Origin of the sequence: Pseudomonas sp. NMI542_15, from assembly GCF_021283425.1 — a bacterium.
GTDB lineage: Bacteria > Pseudomonadota > Gammaproteobacteria > Pseudomonadales > Pseudomonadaceae > Aquipseudomonas > Aquipseudomonas fortuita.
Genome location: NZ_JAJSRO010000008.1, coordinates 22,834 through 42,971, shown reverse-complemented (window position 1 = coordinate 42,971; position 20,138 = coordinate 22,834). Strand labels below are relative to the sequence as shown.

Here is a 20,138-nt window from a genome sequence, read left to right as displayed (position 1 = left end):
TCGGTCCTCAAAAACCCAGGCTCAGGTGTTCGGCGATTGGCCCAAGGGCCAGGGTCGGCAGGAAGGTCAGGCCGCCGACCAGCAAGATGGTCACCAGCAGCAGGCCGGTGAACAGCGGGCCGTGGGTGGGGAAGCTGTTTTGCCCCTGTGGCGCACTCTTCTTGGCCGCCAGGCTGCCGGCCAGGGCCAGGATTGGCAGGATGTAGCCGAAGCGGCCAATGAGCATGGCCAGGCCGATCATCAGGTTGTGGTACACCGTGTTGGCACCGAAACCGGCGAAGGCCGAGCCATTGTTGGCAGTGCCCGAGGTGTAGGCGTACAGCAGTTGGCTGAAACCGTGCGCCCCCGGGTTGCTGACCGCCCCCGCCGGGCCTGGCAGGCTGGCGGCAATGGCGCCGAGTATCAGGACGCCGACCGGCATCACCAGCAGGGTCGCCACCAGCAACTGCACCTCACGGGCCTGCAGCTTTTTACCCAGGTACTCCGGGGTGCGGCCAATCATCAGCCCGGCCAGGAATACCGCGATCAGGACGAACAGCAGCATCCCGTAGAGACCCGCGCCGACGCCGCCGAATATCACCTCGCCGACCATCATGTTGACCATCGCCACCATGCCGGTCAGCGGGTTCAGGCTGTCGTGCATGGCATTGACCGAACCGTTGGAGGCCGCGGTGGTAGTGACCGTCCACAGCACCGAACCGGTGGTGCCGAAGCGGCTTTCCTTGCCCTCCAGGGGTGCAGTCTGCTGCACCTGTGGGCTCTGCAGCGCCGGGTTGGGTTGATGCTCGGACCACAACGCCGTGCTGCCACCGATCAGGAACAGGGCAAGCATGCAGGCCAGGATGGCGCGGCTCTGGCGCAAGTCCTTCACGTAGTGGCCGAAGGTGAACACCAGGGCCACCGGAATGAGAATGATCGAAGCCACCTCGAACAGGTTGCTCCAGGCCGTAGGGTTTTCGAACGGATGCGCCGAGTTGACGCCGAAGAAGCCGCCGCCATTGGTACCCAATTGCTTGATAGCGATCTGGCTGGCGGCCGGGCCCAGTGGAATGGTCTGGTCAGTACCTTGCAAGGTCAGCGCATGGGCATAGTCGGCAAAGGTCTGCGGTACGCCCTGCCAGACCAGCAACAGCGCCAGCAGCACGCACAGCGGCAGCAAGCCGTAGAGGGTGGCACGGGTCATGTCGACCCAGAAGTTGCCCAGCGTCGACGCGCTGCGCCGGGCAATGCCACGGCACAGCGCCACCAGCACGGCCAGGCCGGTGGCAGCACTGACAAAGTTCTGCACGGTCAGGCCGAGCATCTGGCTGAGGTAGCTGACCGACGCTTCACCGCTGTAGGCCTGCCAGTTGGTGTTGGTCACGAAACTGACGGCGGTGTTGAACGCCAGCGACCATTCCTGGCCTGGCAGGTGCTGCGGGTTGAGCGGCAGGTACCCCTGCAACAGCAGCACGGCGAACAGCAGCAGGAACCCGACCAGGTTGAAGGCCAGCAGGGCCAGGGTGTACTGCCGCCAGTTCTGCTCCTGGATGGCGTTCACGCCCGCCAGCCGGTAGCAGGCTTGCTCGACCGGGCCGAGTAGCGGCGACAGCCAGGTGCGCTGGCCTTCCATGACCTTGAAGTAGAACCGCCCAAGCCAGGGTGCGGGTAGCAGCACGATGGCAAAGAACGCCAGGAGCAAGGCGAAATCGTAACTGTGCATGGCCGCTCCCTAGCTGCGATCGGCGCGCAGCAGCGCCACCAGCAGATAAAACGCCAAGGCCACTGCCAGCAGCAGTGACAGCCCGTCGAGCATGTTCATGTGTGGATCTCCCCGTGGTACGGCTTGGGCCGCTTTGGGGAAATTGTCCGAGGGAGGGGCGTAAAGGGGCGAGATCGGGGGATGGGCGTGGGGATAAAGAATGCGTAAAGATCAGCGCTGGGTCTGCCTGTAACGGCCTCTTCGCGGGCACGCCCGCAAAGAGGCCGGCGCGGACTTACTGTTGTGGCGGCTGTTGCGCCGCGTTACGGCTCCAGTCCAGCAGCAGGCTGTAACCTACCGCCAGCAAGGTCGGGCCGATGAACAGGCCAATGAAGCCAAAGGCAAGCAAGCCTCCGAATACGCCCAGCAGCACGATCACCAGCGGCAGGTTGCCGCCACGGCTGATCAGGTAGGGCTTGAGCACGTTGTCCACGCCGCTGATGACGAAGGTGCCCCAGATACCCAGGAACACCGCCATGCCGTATTCGCCCTTCCACACCAGCCAGGCAGTGGCCGGGATCCAGGCCAGTGGCGGGCCCATGGGGATCAGGCTGAGCATGAAGGTCACCAGGCCCAGCACGATCGCGCCGGGTACCCCCGCGATCAGAAAGCCGATCAGCGCCAGCGCGGCCTGCGCAGCCGCCGTGCCGATTACCCCGTTGACCACCCGCTGAACGGTACCGGCTACCAGTTCCAGGTAATACTCGGCGCGCTCGCCCACCAGGCGGTGCAGCAAGCGCAGCACGAATGCTGCCAGGCGCGGCCCGTCGCGGTAGAAGAAGAACACGAACACCAGGCTCAGGGTCAGTTCCAGCACGCCGCTGCCAATCTGCGCACTGCGCGCCAGCAACCAGTTGCCCACTTGCCCGAAGTAGGGCTTGGCCGAGGCCAGCAGGGCTGCGCCCTGCTGGTCCAGGGATTGCCACCCGTTGACCAGGCGCTCGCCCACAAATGGAATGCCACCCAGCCAGGCCGGCGCATCGGGCAGCCCGTCGACCTGCACGTCACGCACAAACGCCGTAGCATCGCGAATATGATCGGCCAGGTTGAACCCCAGCCACACCAGCGGCAGTGCCACGATCAGTATCCAGGCCGTGGTCAGCAGGCTGGCCGCCAGGGTTTCACGGCCGCCCAGCACACGCGTCAGCAAGCGCATCAACGGCCAGCTGGCAAAAGCCAGGATAGCCCCCCACAGCAATGCAGAAATGAACGGTGCCATCACCCAAAGGCCGGCACCCAGCAAGGCCAGCAGCAGAATCTGGATCAGCAGGCGGTCATTGTTAACCATGGTGGCGCTCGTTCAACGGATCAATTCAAGGTGCAGGCCATCGGTGGGTGCGCTGCCGACTTCAAGGCGGCCATTGCGTACGCCTGCCTTGACCAGCGCCTCACGCCAGGCTTCAGCCTGGGCGCCGCTTAGGCTGGCGCGCAAGGTGCTGTCGAGGTTCAGGCTGCGGGCCAGCAGGTTCACCCAGGCGTCTTGCGGCGCCGCAAGGTCAGGGTAGTCGAGCTTGCCGGTGTCGCGCATTTCGCGCAGCACCGTGGCGGCGGTTGGCAGAAGCTCGCCCAGCGGGCTGGCGGCGACGAACTCCTCCACATGCAGGTAGGCGCGGCGGTTGCCGCGGGTAACGCTGTACAGCGCGACCAGCGTGTCGGCCTCGGCTGCCGAGCGGCGTAGCAGGATGAACGCCTGCTGCTCGTCACCACCGTTGAGGCGGGCATTGGCGAACACATCGTTGCCCCACAGGCTGGCCTCGCCGCAATCGCGACCCTGGCACCAGAACAATGGGTAACCCCCATCACGCTGCAGTGCTTCGCGGGCACTGGTGAAGGCTTCACGGGCTGTACGTTCGACCGGCAGTTCGTAGGTGACCGAGCTGACCTGCCCCCGGCTCTCGACTTTGTTATCGACCCGCAGACGACCGCTGATCTTGCGCAGCGGGCCCATGGGGTAGACGCGTTCCTGCTCCACGGCCGGGCGCTGGTCAACAACCTTTGCGTCCACCGGCACCGGCAGGCTGCCGGCCCACAATACCGGGCTGGCAAGCGCCAGGCAGGCGACGACAGCATTACGGATGGCAACAGGCGCGCTCATTGGCGAACCAGGCGGCGCGCGGCGCCGAAATGAAGCTCCAGGATGTCTGGCAGTTGCATGGTTGTCTCCCTGTTCAACCCGCCAAGCCTCGACACTTGTCCGGTGCAAGTCAAGCAAAGCCAAAGAAGCGATTGATACAGTCTGCGACAAGGGCCGCGCCCTGCTGGTCATTCAGGTGCAGGTGATGGCCACCGGGCAGCGTCGCCTGCTCAAAGGGTAGCTGCTCCAGCAACGCGGCGTGGCGCGCCAGCATACCTTCAGCGGCCACCACCAACAGCGCCGGGCAACGCACCCGGCGCACATGGGCCATGGCCTGGGCTTCACTCAGGCGCACCGGCGATGGCAGGGTGAGGCGGCTGTCACTGCGCCAGCTGTAACCCCCGGGCACTGGCATCAGGCCACGTTGCGCCAGCAATTCGGCAGCCTCACGGCTGACCGCGACCATGCCTTTCATCCGGGCATGCACGCCTTCTTCCAGGGTGGCGTACACCGACTTGCGTTTGCCATCCAGCCGCAGCTGGGCTTGCAGGGCCATCCCTAACCGTTCGCCAGCGTCCTGCTCGGCACCGGTTGGCGGGATGACCCCGTCGATCAGCGCCAGGTGGCTGACCCGGTCGGGCAAGGCGCCGGCCAGTTGTACGGAAATGATTGCGCCCAGCGAATGGCCTAGCAAGCCGAAACGCTGCCAACCCAGCTGCTCGGCAACCCGCAGCACGTCGTGGGCATAGTCGGCCAAGGCATAGCCGGCGCCAGGCGGGCGATGCTCCGAGTAACCGTGCCCGGCCAGGTCCAGGGCGACGATCCGCACGCCCTTCAGTTGCGGCGCCAGGCGGGCGAAGCTATTGGCGTTATCCAGCCAGCCATGCAGGGCAATCACCGGCAGCCCGTCTTCGGGGCCGAACAGGTGAGCCGCCAGTTCGATATGGCCCAGGCTCAGACGGACTTCCTCCACCTGCGCGCTCATACCTGGCTCCAGCGGTCGAACAGGCCCTTGATCAGGCTGGCGGTGTCGGTCGGGCGCTCCAACGGGAACATGTGCCCGCCGGGCACACTGTGATATTCGCCTTTGGGCATGCCGCGCACCGCCAGGGTGTGGTGACGGCGAATGACGTTGCTGCGCTGGCCGCGCACCATGGCCAGCGGCACCTGCAACTGCCGGGCAGGCGCGGGGCTGGTGTGCGGGATGCTGCGGTAGATACTGATTTCGGTGGCGGGATCGAAGCGCAATTGCAGTCCCTGCTCCATCGCCTGCAAGCCATGTTCGACATAGGCTTCAAGGCAGTCTGGGTCAAAATGGCGAAACAGTGATTTGCCGGCAAAGTAGTCCCGGGCACTGTCGCGGTCACTAAAGACTTCGCGTCGCCCCAGCGTGCGCCCGGCGGGCGTGATGCGGTCAATGAAGCCAAAACGCTTGGCGGTGCGCAGCAGCCACTGGTCAGCACGGGTAAGCACCGGCGAGTCGAGCATTACCACCCCGCGGTAGTACTCAGGACGACGCAATGCAGCGTGCAGGTGCAACACCCCGCCCAGCGAGTGCCCGACCCCCCAGATGGGCTGGTCCTGCTGTGCCAGGTGATGCAGCAGTTCATCGACCAGGCTCTGCCAGTTGTCGTCTACCGGAAAGCGCGGATCGTGCCCATGCTGGGCCAGGTGCTGCACCTGGTAGTCCGGCGCCAGGGCAGCGAACAGCTTGCCATACGTGGCCGAAGGGAAACCGTTGGCATGAGCGAAGAAGATCTGCTGCGACATGGCGCCTGGTCCAGACGGAAGATGATGGCTCATTGTCGGCATCGGGACGCCATTGAGCAACATCCGGAAAGGTCATCGACGAGGGCTATCAGGTCACGCCGAGCGGTCAAAGCTGGCCAGAGACCGGCGCAAGCAGGCCTGCATGTAGGCCAACTGGCTTTCCAACGCCTCACGGGCCAGGCGCTGGTCCTGAAAGTCCAGCTGCAGGCGGCGCAACGCCAGACAACTGGTTTGCAGCAGGTGGGAGACTCGCAGGCAGGCGTCCTGAAGCGTGCGCAGGTCTTGCTCGCTTTGCTGCCTGGTAGCAGGTTCCAGCTTGCCGTTGCCGTTGACCTTGTGCAGCAGTTGGTAGAGCTTGGCGTCGGCCGAATCGCGCAGCAGGCTGTACTGGGCAAAGTCCAGCGCAATACCTTGCCCCACTTTGTCTACGGTGGGTTGCAGGTCAAGGGAACTCAACAGCTCCCGCATGTCACCGCTCATCCGTTGCTCCCTGCCTGATTGCTTTGAGGCAACGCTAGCAAGAGGCCATCAAGTGCGACAACTGACAAAAATGCCAGTTGCCTTGTCGATCTGCGGGGGCATCACACCGGTGGGTTGATCGCCCGGAGGGTCATCAGCCCGGCCAGTGGCCAATCCCCTTCCAGCTCCGCCAGGCTGGCAGTGCTCATGGCCGCCGGTTGCTGCTGATGACCATGCTCCAGCGCGCCAACCAAGGTGCCTACCAGCGGCTGGTGGCTGACCAGCAGTACATGCTCCAGGCCCAGCCGTTCGATTTCGCCGATCACCTGCTGCACATCATGCTCTGGCGTCAGCCAGGGCACGGTGCGCACCGGCTCCCTGAAACCCAGCGTGTCATGCACCAGCGCGGCCGTTTGCTGGGCGCGCACGTAGGGGCTGGCGATGATCGCCTGCAACGGCTGCCCCAACAGGCGAGCAGCGCTGTGCAGCACCTGCTCGCGGCCATGGGCGGTCAGGCGGCGCTCGGCATCGGTATTGGCCCGCGGCTCTGCCTCACCGTGGCGCAGCACCCACAGCTTCACAGCTTGGGTTCCTCGTCCCGCACCGGGTGCGGGGCCGGGGCCACGGCATGCGGCGCCTCGCCTTCCGGAGCACGCGGTGCTGGCCAGTCGGCAAACGGCCAGGGCTTCTGCTCAGTGTGGAAGCTGCCATAGCGGCCGATCTGCGCCAGGTATTGGCTCAGGCTGTCGCCGAAGTTCATCAGGCTGGCGCTGGGCGCGCCATACACCAGGCGGTAGATCAGTTGCACCAGCACCAGGCCGCCGAGCAGCAATTCGGCCAGTTGCCAGACTACCAGGAACACCAGCATCCACAGGACCCGCAGGATGATCGACTCACGCTGGGCGCGTTCGGGCGTATCGTTCATGTGTTGCTCCTTGCTCGTGTCAGAGCCGCCAAGGGCTCAGTTGAAACCGCTGATGGAAATGAAATCGACATCGGTCTTGGGCTCGGCGCGCATCAGGTGCTCGATCACCTGGTTCAACGTGCGGCCTTCGAACAGGATGGCATGCAGGCCGGCCACCAGCGGCATGTACACCTGCACCTCCTGCGCCTTGGCCTTGAGCACCTTGAGGGTGTTGACGCCTTCGGCCACTTCGCCCAGGCGGTTGACCGCCTGCTCCAGGCTCAGGCCCTGACCCAGCGCATGGCCCACCTGGTAGTTGCGGCTCTTGGGCGAGGAGCAGGTGACGATCAGGTCACCCACACCGGCCAGGCCAAGGAAGGTCATGGGGTTGGCACCCTGGCTGACGGCAAAGCGGGTCATCTCGGCCAAGGCCCGGGTAATCAGCATGCTCTTGGTGTTCTCGCCCATGCCCAAGGCCACGGCCATGCCCGCGATAATGGCATAGACGTTTTTCAGCGCCCCGCCCAGCTCGACGCCGAAGCGGTCGGCGCTGGCGTAGACACGGAAGGTACGCCCATGCAGTACGGCCTGCACTTGCTGGCAGAGCTGTTCGTCCTCACTGGCGACCACCGTGGCAGTCAGCGCATGTTCGGCGATCTCGCGGGCCAGGTTGGGGCCCGACAGCACGCCGATGCGGGCATCGGGGGCGATCTCTTCAAGGATCTGGCTCATCAGTTTGAAGCTTTGCGCCTCGATCCCCTTGGTCAGGCTGACCAGGCCCTTGCCCCGCAACAGCTCGGCGTGGGGCGCCAGCACACTGCGCAAGGCGCTGGATGGCAGGGCGACAAAAATCAACGCGCTGGCCTGCAAGGTGCCCAGCAGGTCGTTGACCGGCTCCACGCCATCATGCAGGCGGATGCCCTTGAGGTAGCGCGGGTTTTCGCGGTTGACGCGCATGGCCTCGGCCTGCGCCGGGTCGCGCATCCATTGGCGCACCGGCACACCGTTTTGCGCCAGCAGGTTCGCCACGGCGGTGCCAAAGCTGCCGCCTCCCAGAACTGCAACAGGTTGCTGTTCAGTCATATCCAATCCGTTAAAGCCAAAAGTTAAGTGGCGACCCCGTCATTATACGGCTCGCCTGCCTTGCGCCAAGGCCAGCAACGCAGATGACACTGTCATGGCCACGTTGCAACCCCTGCAGGCGCGAGCTGGCTCGCGATGCGCCGCCCGGGCGGCGCTCGATTTTCGCCCCCATAAAAGCGTCAGGACAGACACGCTGCAAAACCGCCGCAGATCACTGGAAAATACGCCAAGGTCAGTTACCATGCCTGTTCCATTCCTGATACAAGGCCCCCCCGTGTTCCCTGGCACGCCCCCGTTCCCGCGCCTGCTGATACTGACTGCCTTGCTCGGTGGCCCGGCCATGGGCGACGACCTGTTCATCGACAACAGTGACCTGCCGCAGGTTCTGACCGCCACGCGCCTGAAACAATCCCCGGCGGCAGTCCCGGGCAGCATGACCGTGCTCGACAGCGAACTGATCCGCGCCAGCGGCGCACGTGACATCCCCGAACTGCTGCGCCTGGTACCGGGCATGATGATCGGCTACGGTGCCGGCAACCAGCCGACGGTCAACTACCACGGCAGCAACGCCAGCGAAGCACGGCGCATGCAGGTGCTGATCGATGGCCGCTCGGTGTACCGTGCAGGCCTGGCCACGGTAGACTGGAGCGACATCCCCCTGGCCATGGAAGACATCGAGCGCATCGAGGTGTTCCGCGGCCCCAACACGGTCAGCTACGGCGCCAACGCGCTGATGGCGGTGGTCAACATTCTCACCCGCAACCCTGCCGACAGCCACGGCACACGGCTGAAGGTGACCCGAGGTGAGGACGGCATCAATGACTTCTATGCCAGCCACGGCTTCGGCTGGGAGGGCGGCGACATGCGCCTGTCACTGTCGGGCCAGCAGGACGACGGTTTCGACCACGACCCGTTCGGCCAGGATTACCGGGACAGCCGCCGGCTGACCCGTTTCAACCTCAGTGCCAGCCACAATCTGTCGCTGAACCAGACCCTGGAATGGCAACTGGCGGCAAAAGAAGGCAGCAACCAGCGGCCTTACACCTACCAACCTGTCTTCCCCTACGTCACCCAGCGCGGCGACAATGCCGACGTCAATGCCAAGGACTACGCAGGGTCGGTACGCTGGAACATCGATTTCAACCCCGATCACAGCCTGTATGTGCAGGGTTCTGCCCAACACTTTGACCGCCAACAGGTCTGGCGGGCCTGTGATGCCGCGTTGTCGTTCAGCCCCGAACTGACCCGGCTGTGGCAGATGAACCCCAACTACGCCGAGCGGGTGGCACGCGGTGCCAACAACCCGCCGCCCAGCAACAACCCTGCTGAACAAGCGCTGGTCGATGCCATCAAGGATCAGTGGAACAACCAGGGCGGCAGCAGTGCGGTGTGCGGCGATGTCGACCAGAGCACGCGCGAAACCCGCTATGACCTGGAAATCCAGGACACCCTCAGCCTCACCGACAGCCTGCGCCTGCTCAGTGGGGTGAATTACCGCTATGATCGTGCCGACTCGCAGACTTACTTCAACGGCAGCATCGATGACCAGACCTGGCGCCTGTTCGGCCAGCTGGAATGGCGCGCCGACGAGCACTGGATCTTGCAGGGCGGGGCCATGCTCGAAGATTCGCGTCTGTCGGGCAGTTCGCTGACGCCGCGCGTAGCGGTCAACTACCTGATCACCCCGCGCCACGGCCTGCGCGCAGTGTATTCCGAGGCGGTGCGCTCGCCCGACATGTTCGAGAACAACATCAACTGGAGCTACACGGTCAAAAACCTCAGCCGCGACGTGTTCGGCCAGCAGCACGGCGAGTATTTCGTCAAGACCCGCGGCCCAGGCGACCTCGACCAGGAGCGCATGCGCTCGCGCGAACTGGGCTACAACGGCTACTTCAGCGACATCGACCTGAGCATGGATGTGAAGCTGTTCTATGACGAGATCACCGGCATGATCAGCGAGCCCCTGAAGAACAACCAGTACATCGCCAGCAACGCCAACAAGGCCCGGTTCAGCGGCAGCGAGACGCAACTGGACTGGCGCCCCACCCTGCGTGACCGCCTGCGCCTGACCTATGCCTATGTCGATGTCTGGGCCAGCAACCCCGACGACCGCCGCCTCACCGCCCGCAACAGCGGCTCGGTCGGCTGGATGCGCGAATGGGGCGATGGCTGGTCGAGTGCGCTGTTCTACTACGGTGACGATGCGCTCAACCAGTACCGCTACGAGCGCCTGGACCTGCGCGTGGCCAAACGCTTTCGGGTGCAGGGCAGCAACCTGGAACTGGCGGCGCTCTGGCAGCAGCGCTTGGACGACGAACCGACCACGACCGTGCAGAACCGCTACGACAGCCGCCACCGCCTCAGCTTCAGCGCGGAGCTGGCGTTCTGATGGCCTTGGTGCTGCGCCTGTTGCTGCTGTGCCTGTGGCCCTTGGGGCCGTTGTCCGCCAGCGAAATTCTGCTGGTAGGCGCGCAAGACCAGCCTGGCATCCGCAGTTTCGTCGCCGCACTCGAAAGCCGTCGGCCGGGCGATCATGTGCATTTCCAGACCACAGCCGACCTGCCAAGCCCTGGCAAGCTCAAAACTGGCCAGCGCCTGATTCTGATGGACAATGCCGCCCTGGAATGGCGGCTGGGTGAAAACGCCGGCCCGCCAGCGCTGGCCATGCGCATAAGCCGGGTACAGGCTGAGCAGCGCCTGGGAAAGTCGCGCCCAGCGTTCCTCACCCTGCTGTGGAGTGACCCGCCGTTGGGCCGGCAACTGCGCCTTGCGCGCTACCTGCTGCCGCAGGCACAGCGCATTGGAGTGCTGTACGGCGAGCACAGTGGGTTCCTGCTTGAAGAGCTGCGCCATGCGGCTCGACCGTTAGGCCTGGAGATCATTGCCCAGGCCTGGCCCGACCTGCGTGACAGCCGCCCCCTGCAGCACCTGCTGGGTAACAGTGATGTATTGCTGGGCCTGGATGACCCGGACCTGTACAACTCCAAGACTGCAAAGAACCTGCTGTTGAGCAGTTATGGCCGTCAGATGGCGCTGATCGGCCCGAACGCCGGCTTTGTTCGCGCCGGCGCCTTGGCCAGCACCTACAGCGACCAGGAGGACTGGCTGGCAGTACTTGACCAGTTGCTCGACCAGCCGCCAGGGCGCTGGCCGCGCAGCCTGTACCCGGCACGCTTCGGCGTCAGCGGCAACCAGCAGGTGGCGCGCGCCCTGGGCCTGCAACCGATCGATCCGAACGCCGCCGCCAAGGCCCTGGCAGAAGGAGAGCCCACCCCATGAGCAAAGGCCTGAGCTGGGACATCCACACCCGCACGCAAATCATCAGCCTGGGCCCTGCCCTGCTGCTGACCTTGCTGCTGATCAGCTTCTTCACCTTCGTGCGGATCCAGGACCTGCGCCAGGAGCTTAACCACACCGGGCAACTGATCGCCAACCAGCTGGCCCCAGCCTCGGAGTACGGGGTGATCTCAGGCAACAACGAAGTGCTCGAAGGCCTGATGCGTGCCACCCTCAGTATCCCGCACGTGCGCTTTCTCGAGGTGCAGGACAGCCGCAACCACATCCTTGTGTACGTCGAGCAGTCCGACGAGAGCGCTAACCGCGCGCAACGTGTCGAGGTGTTCCAGGCGCCCATACGCCTGCAGCAAATCCGCCTGGACAGCGACTTCCTGCAGCAGGGCAAGGCCGCCTCACCCGCCATTGGCGATGATTATCTGGGCCGGGTGATCGTCGGCATGTCTGATGACGCCTTCAGCCAACGCCAACAGGAAATCGTGATCAAGGCCGGCATCCTGGCGCTGTTCGCCCTGCTGTTCACCTTTATATTGGCGCGTCGCCTGGCCTTGAGCCTGGCCAAGCCGATCAGCGACATGGGGCATGCGGTCAAGGCAATCCAGCAAGGCGAGTACAACACCCCCTTGCCAGTGGTCGACGACAGCGAACTGGGCCACCTGGCGCGCCACATCAACAACCTGGCCAGCGCCTTGGAGCAGGCCAGTGACGAACAGAAGCAGGCCATTGCCGAGCTGATCCAGGCCCGTGAGGAGGCCGAACAGGCCAACCGTGCCAAATCGGACTTCCTGGCGATGATGAGCCATGAGCTGCGCACCCCGATGAATGGCGTGCTGGGCATGCTGCAATTGCTGGAAACCACGCCACTGAGCAACGAACAGGCCGACTACACCGCAGTGGCCAGCGAATCCACCGGGCATTTGCTGAAAGTCATCAATGACATCCTCGACTTCTCGCGCATCGAGCGCGCCGCGCTGCAACTGGAACACATCGACTTCAACCTCGCCGAGCTGATCACCAGCAGTGTCCAGTCGTTCCAGCACAGCGCCCAGCAGCGCGGCCTGGGCCTGCACCTGCAACTGCCGCCCGGTATCGGGCAACTGCAGGTGAACGGCGACCCCACGCGCATCCGCCAGATCCTGCTGAACCTGATCGGCAACGCCCTGAAATTCACCGAACGCGGGCAAGTGCAGGTGGAGGCGCGCTGGCAGGTACTCGACCGGCAGCTGATCTGGCTGACCTGCAGCGTGCGCGACACCGGTATCGGCATTGACAGCGCCCGCCTGGAGATGATGTTCGTTGCGTTCCAGCAGGCTGACAGCTCGATTTCCCGCCGGTATGGCGGTACCGGGCTAGGGCTGTCCATCGCCCGCACCCTTGCCGAGCGCATGGGCGGCAAGCTGCGCGGTGAAAGCCGTGAAGGCCTGGGTTCCACCTTTACCCTGGAGATGCCGCTGGCCCTCGCCAGCCCTGCCCCCGTCGCGCTGACGCCGCCAGCAGCTGCGCCAACCACGGTGTCTGACAACGATCAGGTACTGCTGGTAGAGGACAATCCGGTCAACCAAAGTGTCATCGAAGCCATGCTGCGCAGTCTGGGCCTGGCGGTATGCACGGCCGAAGACGGCCTGGAGGCGGTCGACCTGGTTGGCCGGCAGCGCTTTGCCGCTGTGCTGATGGACTGCCGCCTGCCGCACCTGGATGGCTACGAAGCTACCCGGCGCATACGCCAGCTGCCCAACGGCGCCGGCCTACCGATCATCGCCTTGACCGCCAATGCCTTGCAGGGCGACCGCGAGCGTTGCATGGCCGCCGGCATGGACGACTACCTGAGCAAACCCTTGCGTCGCACCGAACTGCAGCGGGTGCTGCAACGCTGGTTGCCCGGTCAGACAACCGCGACTGGCGATAAATGCTAAAGTGCGGCAGTCTTAAACACTGGACAGGACCTTCATCGGACCTGAAAATAGACGTTTCAGTGCACACCTGTACTTCTTTCGGCAGGTGCGCTGTGACTTTCACCACAACGCAATAGTCTACCTGTAGGCTGCCGTCTCGAAGCCGTTGGTTTTCGGGCCGGCCGGGAAGATTCATCCCCTGCCACAGGGGGTTATTGAGGAGCTCGCATGACCAAACAACACGCCTTTACTCGGGAAGACCTGCTGCGCTGCAGTCGCGGTGAGCTGTTCGGCCCAGGTAATGCGCAACTGCCCGCGCCGAACATGCTGATGGTCGATCGCATCACCCATATCAGCGAAGAAGGCGGCAAGCACGGCAAAGGTGAATTGGTCGCCGAGCTGGATATCACCCCGGACCTGTGGTTCTTCGCCTGCCACTTCGAAGGCGATCCGGTCATGCCGGGCTGCCTGGGCCTCGACGCCATGTGGCAGCTGGTTGGCTTCTTCCTCGGTTGGCAAGGCCTGCCGGGCCGCGGCCGCGCCCTGGGCTCGGGCGAGGTGAAGTTCTTCGGTCAGGTACTGCCCGAAGCCAAGAAAGTCACCTACAACATTCAGATCAAGCGTGTCCTGAAGGGCAAGCTGAACATGGCCATCGCCGATGGCTCGGTCAGCGTCGACGGCCGTGAGATCTACACTGCCGAAGGCCTGCGGGTCGGCGTGTTCACTTCCACTGACAATTTCTAAGGGTTATTCGCATGCGCCGCGTCGTTATCACTGGTCTGGGCATCGTATCGTGCCTGGGCAATGACAAAGCTACCGTCACCGAAAACCTGCGCAACAGCCGTCCGGGTATCCGTTTCAACCCGGATTACAAGGAAATGGGGCTGCGTAGCCAGGTTTCCGGGTCGATCGACCTCAACCTCGAAGAACTGATCGACCGCAAGGTCTACCGCTTCGTCGGCCATGCCGCTGCCTACGCCTACCTGGCAATGCAGGACGCGATCAAGGACGCCGGCCTGACCGAAGAGCAGGTTTCCAGCCCGCGTACTGGCCTGGTGGCTGGCTCCGGCGGCGCCTCGACCCTGAACCAGATGGAAGCGCTGGACACCCTGCGCGAGAAAGGCGTCAAGCGCGTCGGCCCATACCGCGTTACCCGCACCATGGGCAGCACCGTTTCGGCATGCCTGGCCACCCCGTTCAAGATCAAGGGCATCAACTACTCGATCTCGTCGGCTTGCGCCACCTCGGCACACTGCATCGGTACCGCCCTGGAGCAGATCCAGTGGGGCAAGCAGGACATCGTCTTCGCCGGTGGCGGTGAAGAAGAGCACTGGAGCCAGTCGTTCCTGTTCGATGCCATGGGCGCCCTGTCGACCAAGCGCAACGAAACCCCGGAACTGGCCTCTCGCGCCTACGACGCTGACCGTGATGGCTTCGTCATCGCTGGCGGTGGCGGCATGGTGGTGGTCGAGGAGCTGGAACACGCCCTGGCCCGTGGCGCCAAGATCTACGCTGAAATCGTTGGCTACGGCGCCACTTCCGACGGCTACGACATGGTTGCCCCGAGTGGCGAAGGTGCCATCCGCTGCATGCAGCAGGCATTGTCCACCGTCGACACCCCGATCAACTACCTGAACACCCACGGCACCTCGACCCCGGTCGGTGACGTTGCCGAGATCAAGGGCGTTCGCGCAGTATTCGGCGACAAGGCACCGAAGATCAGCTCGACCAAGAGCCTGTCGGGTCACTCGCTGGGCGCTGCTGGCGTGCACGAGGCGATCTACTGCCTGCTGATGATGGAAAACAACTTCATCGCCGGCTCTGCCAACATCGACGAGCTGGACCCGGAGGTCGCTGACCTGCCGATCCTGCGCAAAACCGAAGAAAACGCCAAGATCGACACGGTCATGAGCAACAGCTTCGGCTTCGGCGGCACCAACGCCACCCTGGTGCTCAAGCGCTGGGAAGGCAAGTAAGACGCTGATGCGGTAATCGAAAACGCCCCGACTGGTTCGGGGCGTTTTCATGTGTAGCCCGTACGGGCAACCCCTATTTTTGCCTGGGCAGCACAGCCAGAAAGTTATCGCGGGCTACTTTGTTCGCTACATGCTCAGGCAAAGCATCCAGAAACGGCCTGAACCCGTGCATCTGCTCCCCCAGGCTGCCAAACCGCCCCACCACATCCGACCCCAGCATAAACCGCTCCGGGAACCGCCCGACCAACGCCAGCCATTCCTTGCGCGGCACACCCTTGTCGTCCAGCAGGTAGGGCTGCAACACACTCCACGACAGGTCGACATAGAGGTTCGGGTAATCCTCCAGCAACCGCGTCAGCACCGGCAGTAAAAAGTCCATCTGTGTCTGGTGCCGGTGGATCTCCATGCTGCTGCCGGCGTGCGCCCAGATAAAGCGCGTATGCGGGTGATTGCGCAGCGGCTCTTCGATCTCCGCCAGGTACAGTGGATTGCGCTCGCGCTTGGAGGTGATGTTGGAATGCAGGAGCACCGGCAGGTCACGCTCCGCCGCCAGGTGGTAGATACGCGTCATGGCTTCGTTGTTGGCCCGTGGCGTGTCCCCACTGGTCAGCGCCGTGAGGTCATCGTGGCGGGTGAAGACCTCGCCAATGCCCTGCCACAGCCCTGGGTACAGATCGAGCATGCGCTCAATATGGCTGACGGCATTCTTGTCCACCGGGTTGAAACCGGTCAGGAACGGATGAAAGCGCTTGCGCTGCTCGACCGGCAACTGCTGCAGGGCTGCGGCCACGTAAGTGTCGGTGGCGCTGTACCAGTAGGCATCGGCGTCGTCACCCGCGTAATAGCGCGGGCGCTTGGGCTCGTCTTCATGCCATTTCTTGGCCACCGGGATGCCGGAAATCATCGACTGCTCGACGCCCGCAGCATCCATCGCCTTAAGCAACGCCGGCATGCCTTCGCTTTCCTGGAAGAAGTCGACATAGTGCAGGTGAGCATCGCTGTAGCGGTAGTCGCGCGCCAGTGCCGCGTGGCACAAACTGCCAGACAACAACACGCAGGCCAGCGCTCGGGCAATCATGGGCAGCTTCCTTCTCCGGTGATGAAAACAGTAGACCCGCCGGCGATCCAGACGGTTCAGCCACAGCGGGCAAACCGCTATGCTTGAGGCATTTCCACCGCGCCTGGAGCCCACCGCATGAGCAGCCCCCTGATCATCCGCCCACGTGCCGAATCGGTCGAGGGCCAGCCGATCCTGCGCCCGCTGCCGGCAGCCCAGTGCCGTAGCGTCGGCCCATTCGTGTTTTTCGACCACATGCTCGAAACCGACTATGCCCCAGGGCATGGCATGGACATCCGCCAGCACCCGCACATCGGCCTGTCGACCCTGACCTACCTGTTCGAGGGAGCGATCCTGCACAAGGACAGCCTCGGCTCGGAGCAGCGGGTACTCCCCGGCGATGTCAGCTGGATGACGGCTGGCAGCGGCGTGGCCCATGTCGAGCGCACACCCGCAGATGCCCTGGCCCATGGCTCGTGCCTGCACGGCTTGCAAGTGTGGCTAGCCTCGCCACAGGAGCACGAGCAAGGCCCGGCGAGCTACAGCCACTACCCGGCGGCGAGCCTGCCGGTGAGTGACAACCTGGGGGTGCGCATTTGCATGATTGCCGGCACCGGGTTCTGCCTGGCGTCACCGGTGCCGGTGCTCTCCCCCACTCTTTATGCGCATGTACAGATGCAACCAGCGACGACGCTGCTGATACCGAGTGAGCACGTCCAGCGGGCGCTTTACCTGCTGGATGGCGAGCTGTTGCTGAACGATGAGGACGTGGAGCCTTGCAGCCTGGTGGTGCTGCCAGAGGGCGAGGACATGACCCTGTATGCAGAGGGGGAGTGCCAGCTGGTGCTGATTGGCGGGGCACCACTGGATGGGCCGCGGCGGATGAACTGGAATTTCGTGGCCAGTGACCCGGAACTGATCGAACAAGCCAGGGCGCGGTGGGCTGCGGGGGATTGGCCGGTGGTGCCGGGGGAAACCTCAAGGATCGAGTTGCCCCGGTAAATCTGGGGCTGCTCTGCAGCCCATCGCCGGCAAGCCAGTTCCCACCAAGAGCGGCGTACGCTGTACTGTGGGAGCTGGCTTGCCGGCGATGGGGCGCAAAGCGCCCCCTGCTATATCAGCGCTGGAACACTTCAGTCAGCAGGTTGTGCATCGAGCGGAACGCCCGCTCGGAAGTGCGGCGGTCATACTGCATCTTGCCTGGTACGTTGGCATTCGGGTCGGTAAACGAGTGCACCGCTCCGCCATAGCTCAGCAACTGCCAGTCGACCTTGGCCGCGTTCATCTCGTCCTCGAATGCTGGCAACTGCTCTTTCGGCACCAACGGGTCGGAGGCGCCATGCAACACCAGCACCGATCCCTTGATATGCTTGGCATCTTCAGGGTTCGGCGTGTCCAGCGTGCCGTGGAACGACACCGCCGCACGCAGGTCGGCGCCAGAACGGGCCAGCTCCAGGGCACAGCAACCACCGAAGCAGAAGCCGAACGTGGCAACTTTGCCAGGCTCCAGCAGCGCCTTCGACTGCCCCAGCAGTTGCGCCAGGGCTTCTTGCATACGCTTGCGCAGCTCGCCACGGTCGTTCTTCAACGGCATCATCGCCGCACCGGCCTCGTCGGCATTGGACGGGCGTACAGATTGGCCGTACAGGTCGGCAATCAGCACCACATAACCCTTCTCGGCCACTTCCTTGGCGATGCGTTCGGCACCTTCGCCAATACCCATCCAGTTCGGCGCCATCACCAGGCCTGGGCGGCCCAGCGCACCTGGCTCAAAGACCAGCCGGCTTTCGTAAGCCTTGCCGGACAGGTGATAAACCAGCGATTCGACGATTACCTTGCTCATCAAGCACTCCTTAGGCACTTTCTATGAAAAGCGCGCCATGAAAAAAGCCCGCCGAAGCGGGCTTTCCTTTGCATCAACTCAAGCAGACAGCTCGACCAACAGCTTGTTCAGGCGACGAACGTAAGCCGCCGGGTCCTTCAAGCTGTCACCGGCCGCCAAGGCCGCCTGATCGAACAGAATATGCGAGAGCTCGGCGAAGCGGTCTTCGCTCTGTTCGTTGTCCAGCTTCTCGATCAGCGGGTGGCTCGGGTTGAACTCGAAGATCGGCTTGGACTCCGGTACCTTCTGCCCACTGGCCTCCAGAATCTGGCGCATTTGCAAGCCCAGGTCCTGCTCGCCAATCGCCAGGATCGCCGGCGAGTCGGTCAGGCGGTGCGACACGCGCACTTCGGCAACACTGTCACCCAGCGCGCCTTTCAGGCGCTCGACCAGGCCTTCCTTGTCCTTGGCGACTGCTTCCTGGGCTTTCTTGTCCTCTTCCGAATCCAGGTTGCCCAGGTCCAGGTCGCCACGGGCGACGTCGACGAAAGCCTTGCCGTCGAACTCGTTGAGGTAGCTCATCAGCCACTCATCGATACGGTCGGTCAGCAGCAGCACTTCGATGCCTTTCTTGCGGAAGACTTCCAGGTGCGGGCTGTTCTTGACCTGCGCGTACGACTCGCCGGTGAGGTAGTAGATCTTGTCCTGGCCCTCTTTGGCACGGGCCAGGTAGTCGGCCAAGGCAACGCTCTGCTCGCCGCTGTCGTCGTGGGTGGAAGCAAAGCGCAACAGGCCGGCGATCTTCTCCTTGTTGGCGAAATCTTCGGCCGGGCCTTCCTTCAGCACCTGGCCGAAGTTCTTCCAGAAGCCCTTGTACTGCTCGGGTTCGTTTTTCGCGAGCTTCTCCAGCATGTCCAGCACGCGCTTGGTCAGCGCGGTCTTCATCGACTCGATGATCGGGTCTTTCTGCAGGATTTCCCGAGACACGTTCAGCGACAGGTCGTTGGAGTCGACCACACCTTTGATGAAGCGCAGGTACAGCGGCAAGAACGATTCGGCCTGCTCCATGATGAACACGCGCTGCACGTACAGCTTCAAGCCGCGCGACGCTTCGCGCTGATACAGGTCGAACGGTGCGCGGGCCGGCACATACAGCAGCGAGTTGTACTCGAGCTTGCCTTCGACCTTGTTGTGGCTCCAGGTCAGCGGGTTTTCAAAGTCATGGCCAATGTGCTTGTAGAACTCCTGGTATTCCTCGTCCTTGATCTCGGTACGCGGACGGGTCCACAGGGCACTGGCGCGGTTGACGGTTTCCCACTCTTCGGCCGGCTGCTCTTCACCTTCGGCGGCAGCCTGCTCCTTCGGCAGCTGGATAGGCAGGGCGATGTGGTCGGAGTATTTCTTGACCACATTGCGCAGGCGCCAGCCATCGGCGAACTCTTTCTCTTCCTGCTTCAGGTGCAGGACAATGCGGGTACCGCGCTGTGGCTTGTCGATGGTGGCGACCTCGAACTCGCCCTCGCCTTTCGACGACCAGTGCACGCCCTCGGCAGCAGGCTGACCGGCGCGACGGCTGTAAACGTCGACCTTGTCGGCCACGATGAACGCGGAGTAGAAGCCCACGCCGAACTGACCGATCAGGTGCGAGTCCTTCTTCTGGTCACCGGTGAGGTTCTTCATGAAGTCGGCGGTGCCAGACTTGGCGATGGTGCCCAGGTGGGCGATGACGTCTTCGCGGCTCATGCCGATGCCGTTGTCCTCGAGGGTAACGGTACCGGCGTCCTTGTCGAAGCTCAGGCGAATTTTCAGTTCATCGCCACCCTCAAGCAACTCTGGCTTGGCCAGGGCTTCGAAGCGCAGTTTGTCCACGGCATCGGAAGCGTTGGAAATCAGTTCCCGCAGGAAGATTTCCTTGTTCGAGTACAGCGAATGAATCATGAGGTGCAGCAGTTGCTTTACCTCGGTCTGGAAGCCCAACGTTTCCTTTTGTGTTTCCACAGTCATGGTCTTCGAAACTCCGATCTGATGGCAGTGGCGCCTGGCAAGCGATTTGGCCTGCGTTAATG

At 63.5% G+C, this 20,138-nt stretch carries 19 protein-coding genes; 6 read left to right on the top strand and 13 right to left on the bottom strand.

The window, feature by feature from the left end:
* Positions 1-7: 7 nt before the first annotated feature.
* The 10 genes from kdpA to LU684_RS13705 form a co-directional block, all read right to left on the bottom strand.
* Positions 8-1,702, bottom strand: coding sequence for a potassium-transporting ATPase subunit KdpA (kdpA, locus tag LU684_RS13750; RefSeq protein WP_016488256.1), 1,695 nt, complete (start codon positions 1,700-1,702; stop codon positions 8-10).
* 9 nt (positions 1,703-1,711) lie between these two features.
* Positions 1,712-1,801: a K(+)-transporting ATPase subunit F gene (gene kdpF / locus LU684_RS13745; protein ID WP_003251485.1), complete on the bottom strand. Its 90-nt coding sequence runs from the start codon at positions 1,799-1,801 to the stop codon at positions 1,712-1,714.
* Positions 1,802-1,976: 175 nt separating this feature from the next.
* Positions 1,977-3,029, bottom strand: a complete 1,053-nt coding sequence (locus LU684_RS13740; RefSeq protein ID WP_016488257.1) for an AI-2E family transporter — start codon at positions 3,027-3,029, stop codon at positions 1,977-1,979.
* A gap of 12 nt (positions 3,030-3,041) precedes the next feature.
* Positions 3,042-3,836: a DUF4892 domain-containing protein gene (locus LU684_RS13735; RefSeq protein ID WP_016488258.1), complete on the bottom strand. Its 795-nt coding sequence runs from the start codon at positions 3,834-3,836 to the stop codon at positions 3,042-3,044.
* A 109-nt stretch (positions 3,837-3,945) separates the two neighbouring features.
* Positions 3,946-4,800 (bottom strand): alpha/beta hydrolase, encoded by an 855-nt coding sequence (locus tag LU684_RS13730; protein ID WP_191086811.1) that lies wholly within the window; start codon positions 4,798-4,800, stop codon positions 3,946-3,948.
* Positions 4,797-5,585 carry an alpha/beta fold hydrolase gene (locus LU684_RS13725; RefSeq protein ID WP_016488260.1) on the bottom strand — a complete coding sequence of 263 codons (789 nt, stop codon included), beginning with the start codon at positions 5,583-5,585 and terminating at the stop codon, positions 4,797-4,799. Before LU684_RS13725 ends, LU684_RS13730 begins: the two co-directional genes overlap by 4 nt.
* 93 nt (positions 5,586-5,678) lie before the next feature.
* Positions 5,679-6,065, bottom strand: a complete 387-nt coding sequence (locus LU684_RS13720; RefSeq protein WP_023048239.1) for a hypothetical protein — start codon at positions 6,063-6,065, stop codon at positions 5,679-5,681.
* Positions 6,066-6,166: 101 nt separating this feature from the next.
* On the bottom strand, positions 6,167-6,625 hold the full coding sequence (gene sixA, locus LU684_RS13715) for a phosphohistidine phosphatase SixA (RefSeq protein ID WP_016488262.1): 459 nt from the start codon (positions 6,623-6,625) through the stop codon (positions 6,167-6,169).
* A complete protein-coding gene (locus LU684_RS13710; protein WP_016498711.1) occupies positions 6,622-6,969 on the bottom strand; it encodes a DUF4389 domain-containing protein in 348 nt (115 codons plus the stop codon). The genes sixA and LU684_RS13710 overlap by 4 nt, the downstream gene beginning before the upstream one ends.
* A gap of 36 nt (positions 6,970-7,005) precedes the next feature.
* Positions 7,006-8,031, bottom strand: coding sequence for an NAD(P)H-dependent glycerol-3-phosphate dehydrogenase (locus tag LU684_RS13705; protein WP_096426560.1), 1,026 nt, complete (start codon positions 8,029-8,031; stop codon positions 7,006-7,008).
* Positions 8,032-8,272: 241 nt separating this feature from the next.
* Here LU684_RS13705 and LU684_RS13700 point away from each other — a divergent pair, with 241 nt between their 5' ends.
* The 5 genes from LU684_RS13700 to fabB all read left to right on the top strand — a co-directional run bounded on the left by LU684_RS13700 (position 8,273) and on the right by fabB (position 15,193).
* A complete protein-coding gene (locus tag LU684_RS13700; RefSeq protein ID WP_232894736.1) occupies positions 8,273-10,420 on the top strand; it encodes a TonB-dependent receptor plug domain-containing protein in 2,148 nt (715 codons plus the stop codon).
* Entirely contained in the window at positions 10,420-11,310 is an 891-nt protein-coding gene (locus LU684_RS13695; protein WP_016488265.1) for an ABC transporter substrate-binding protein, read from the top strand. The genes LU684_RS13700 and LU684_RS13695 overlap by 1 nt, the downstream gene beginning before the upstream one ends.
* Positions 11,307-13,238: an ATP-binding protein gene (locus tag LU684_RS13690; RefSeq protein ID WP_023048071.1), complete on the top strand. Its 1,932-nt coding sequence runs from the start codon at positions 11,307-11,309 to the stop codon at positions 13,236-13,238. Before LU684_RS13695 ends, LU684_RS13690 begins: the two co-directional genes overlap by 4 nt.
* Positions 13,239-13,445: 207 nt before the next feature.
* Positions 13,446-13,961, top strand: coding sequence for a 3-hydroxyacyl-[acyl-carrier-protein] dehydratase FabA (gene fabA / locus LU684_RS13685; RefSeq protein WP_232894735.1), 516 nt, complete (start codon positions 13,446-13,448; stop codon positions 13,959-13,961).
* Positions 13,962-13,972: 11 nt separating this feature from the next.
* Entirely contained in the window at positions 13,973-15,193 is a 1,221-nt protein-coding gene (gene fabB / locus LU684_RS13680) for a beta-ketoacyl-ACP synthase I (protein WP_232894734.1), read from the top strand.
* A 73-nt stretch (positions 15,194-15,266) separates the two neighbouring features.
* On the opposite strand, the gene LU684_RS13675 is transcribed toward fabB, so the two are convergent.
* Positions 15,267-16,271: an amidohydrolase family protein gene (locus LU684_RS13675; RefSeq protein WP_145913930.1), complete on the bottom strand. Its 1,005-nt coding sequence runs from the start codon at positions 16,269-16,271 to the stop codon at positions 15,267-15,269.
* Positions 16,272-16,388: 117 nt separating this feature from the next.
* On the opposite strand from LU684_RS13675, the gene LU684_RS13670 reads away from it, so the two are divergent.
* Positions 16,389-17,252, top strand: a complete 864-nt coding sequence (locus LU684_RS13670) for a pirin family protein (RefSeq protein WP_060516953.1) — start codon at positions 16,389-16,391, stop codon at positions 17,250-17,252.
* 115 nt (positions 17,253-17,367) lie between these two features.
* Here the strand turns inward: LU684_RS13670 and LU684_RS13665 are convergent, their stop codons facing one another.
* A complete protein-coding gene (locus tag LU684_RS13665) occupies positions 17,368-18,093 on the bottom strand; it encodes a dienelactone hydrolase family protein (protein ID WP_016488271.1) in 726 nt (241 codons plus the stop codon).
* A 78-nt stretch (positions 18,094-18,171) separates the two neighbouring features.
* Positions 18,172-20,076 carry a molecular chaperone HtpG gene (gene htpG / locus LU684_RS13660; protein ID WP_070086416.1) on the bottom strand — a complete coding sequence of 635 codons (1,905 nt, stop codon included), beginning with the start codon at positions 20,074-20,076 and terminating at the stop codon, positions 18,172-18,174.
* Positions 20,077-20,138: the final 62 nt, after the last annotated feature.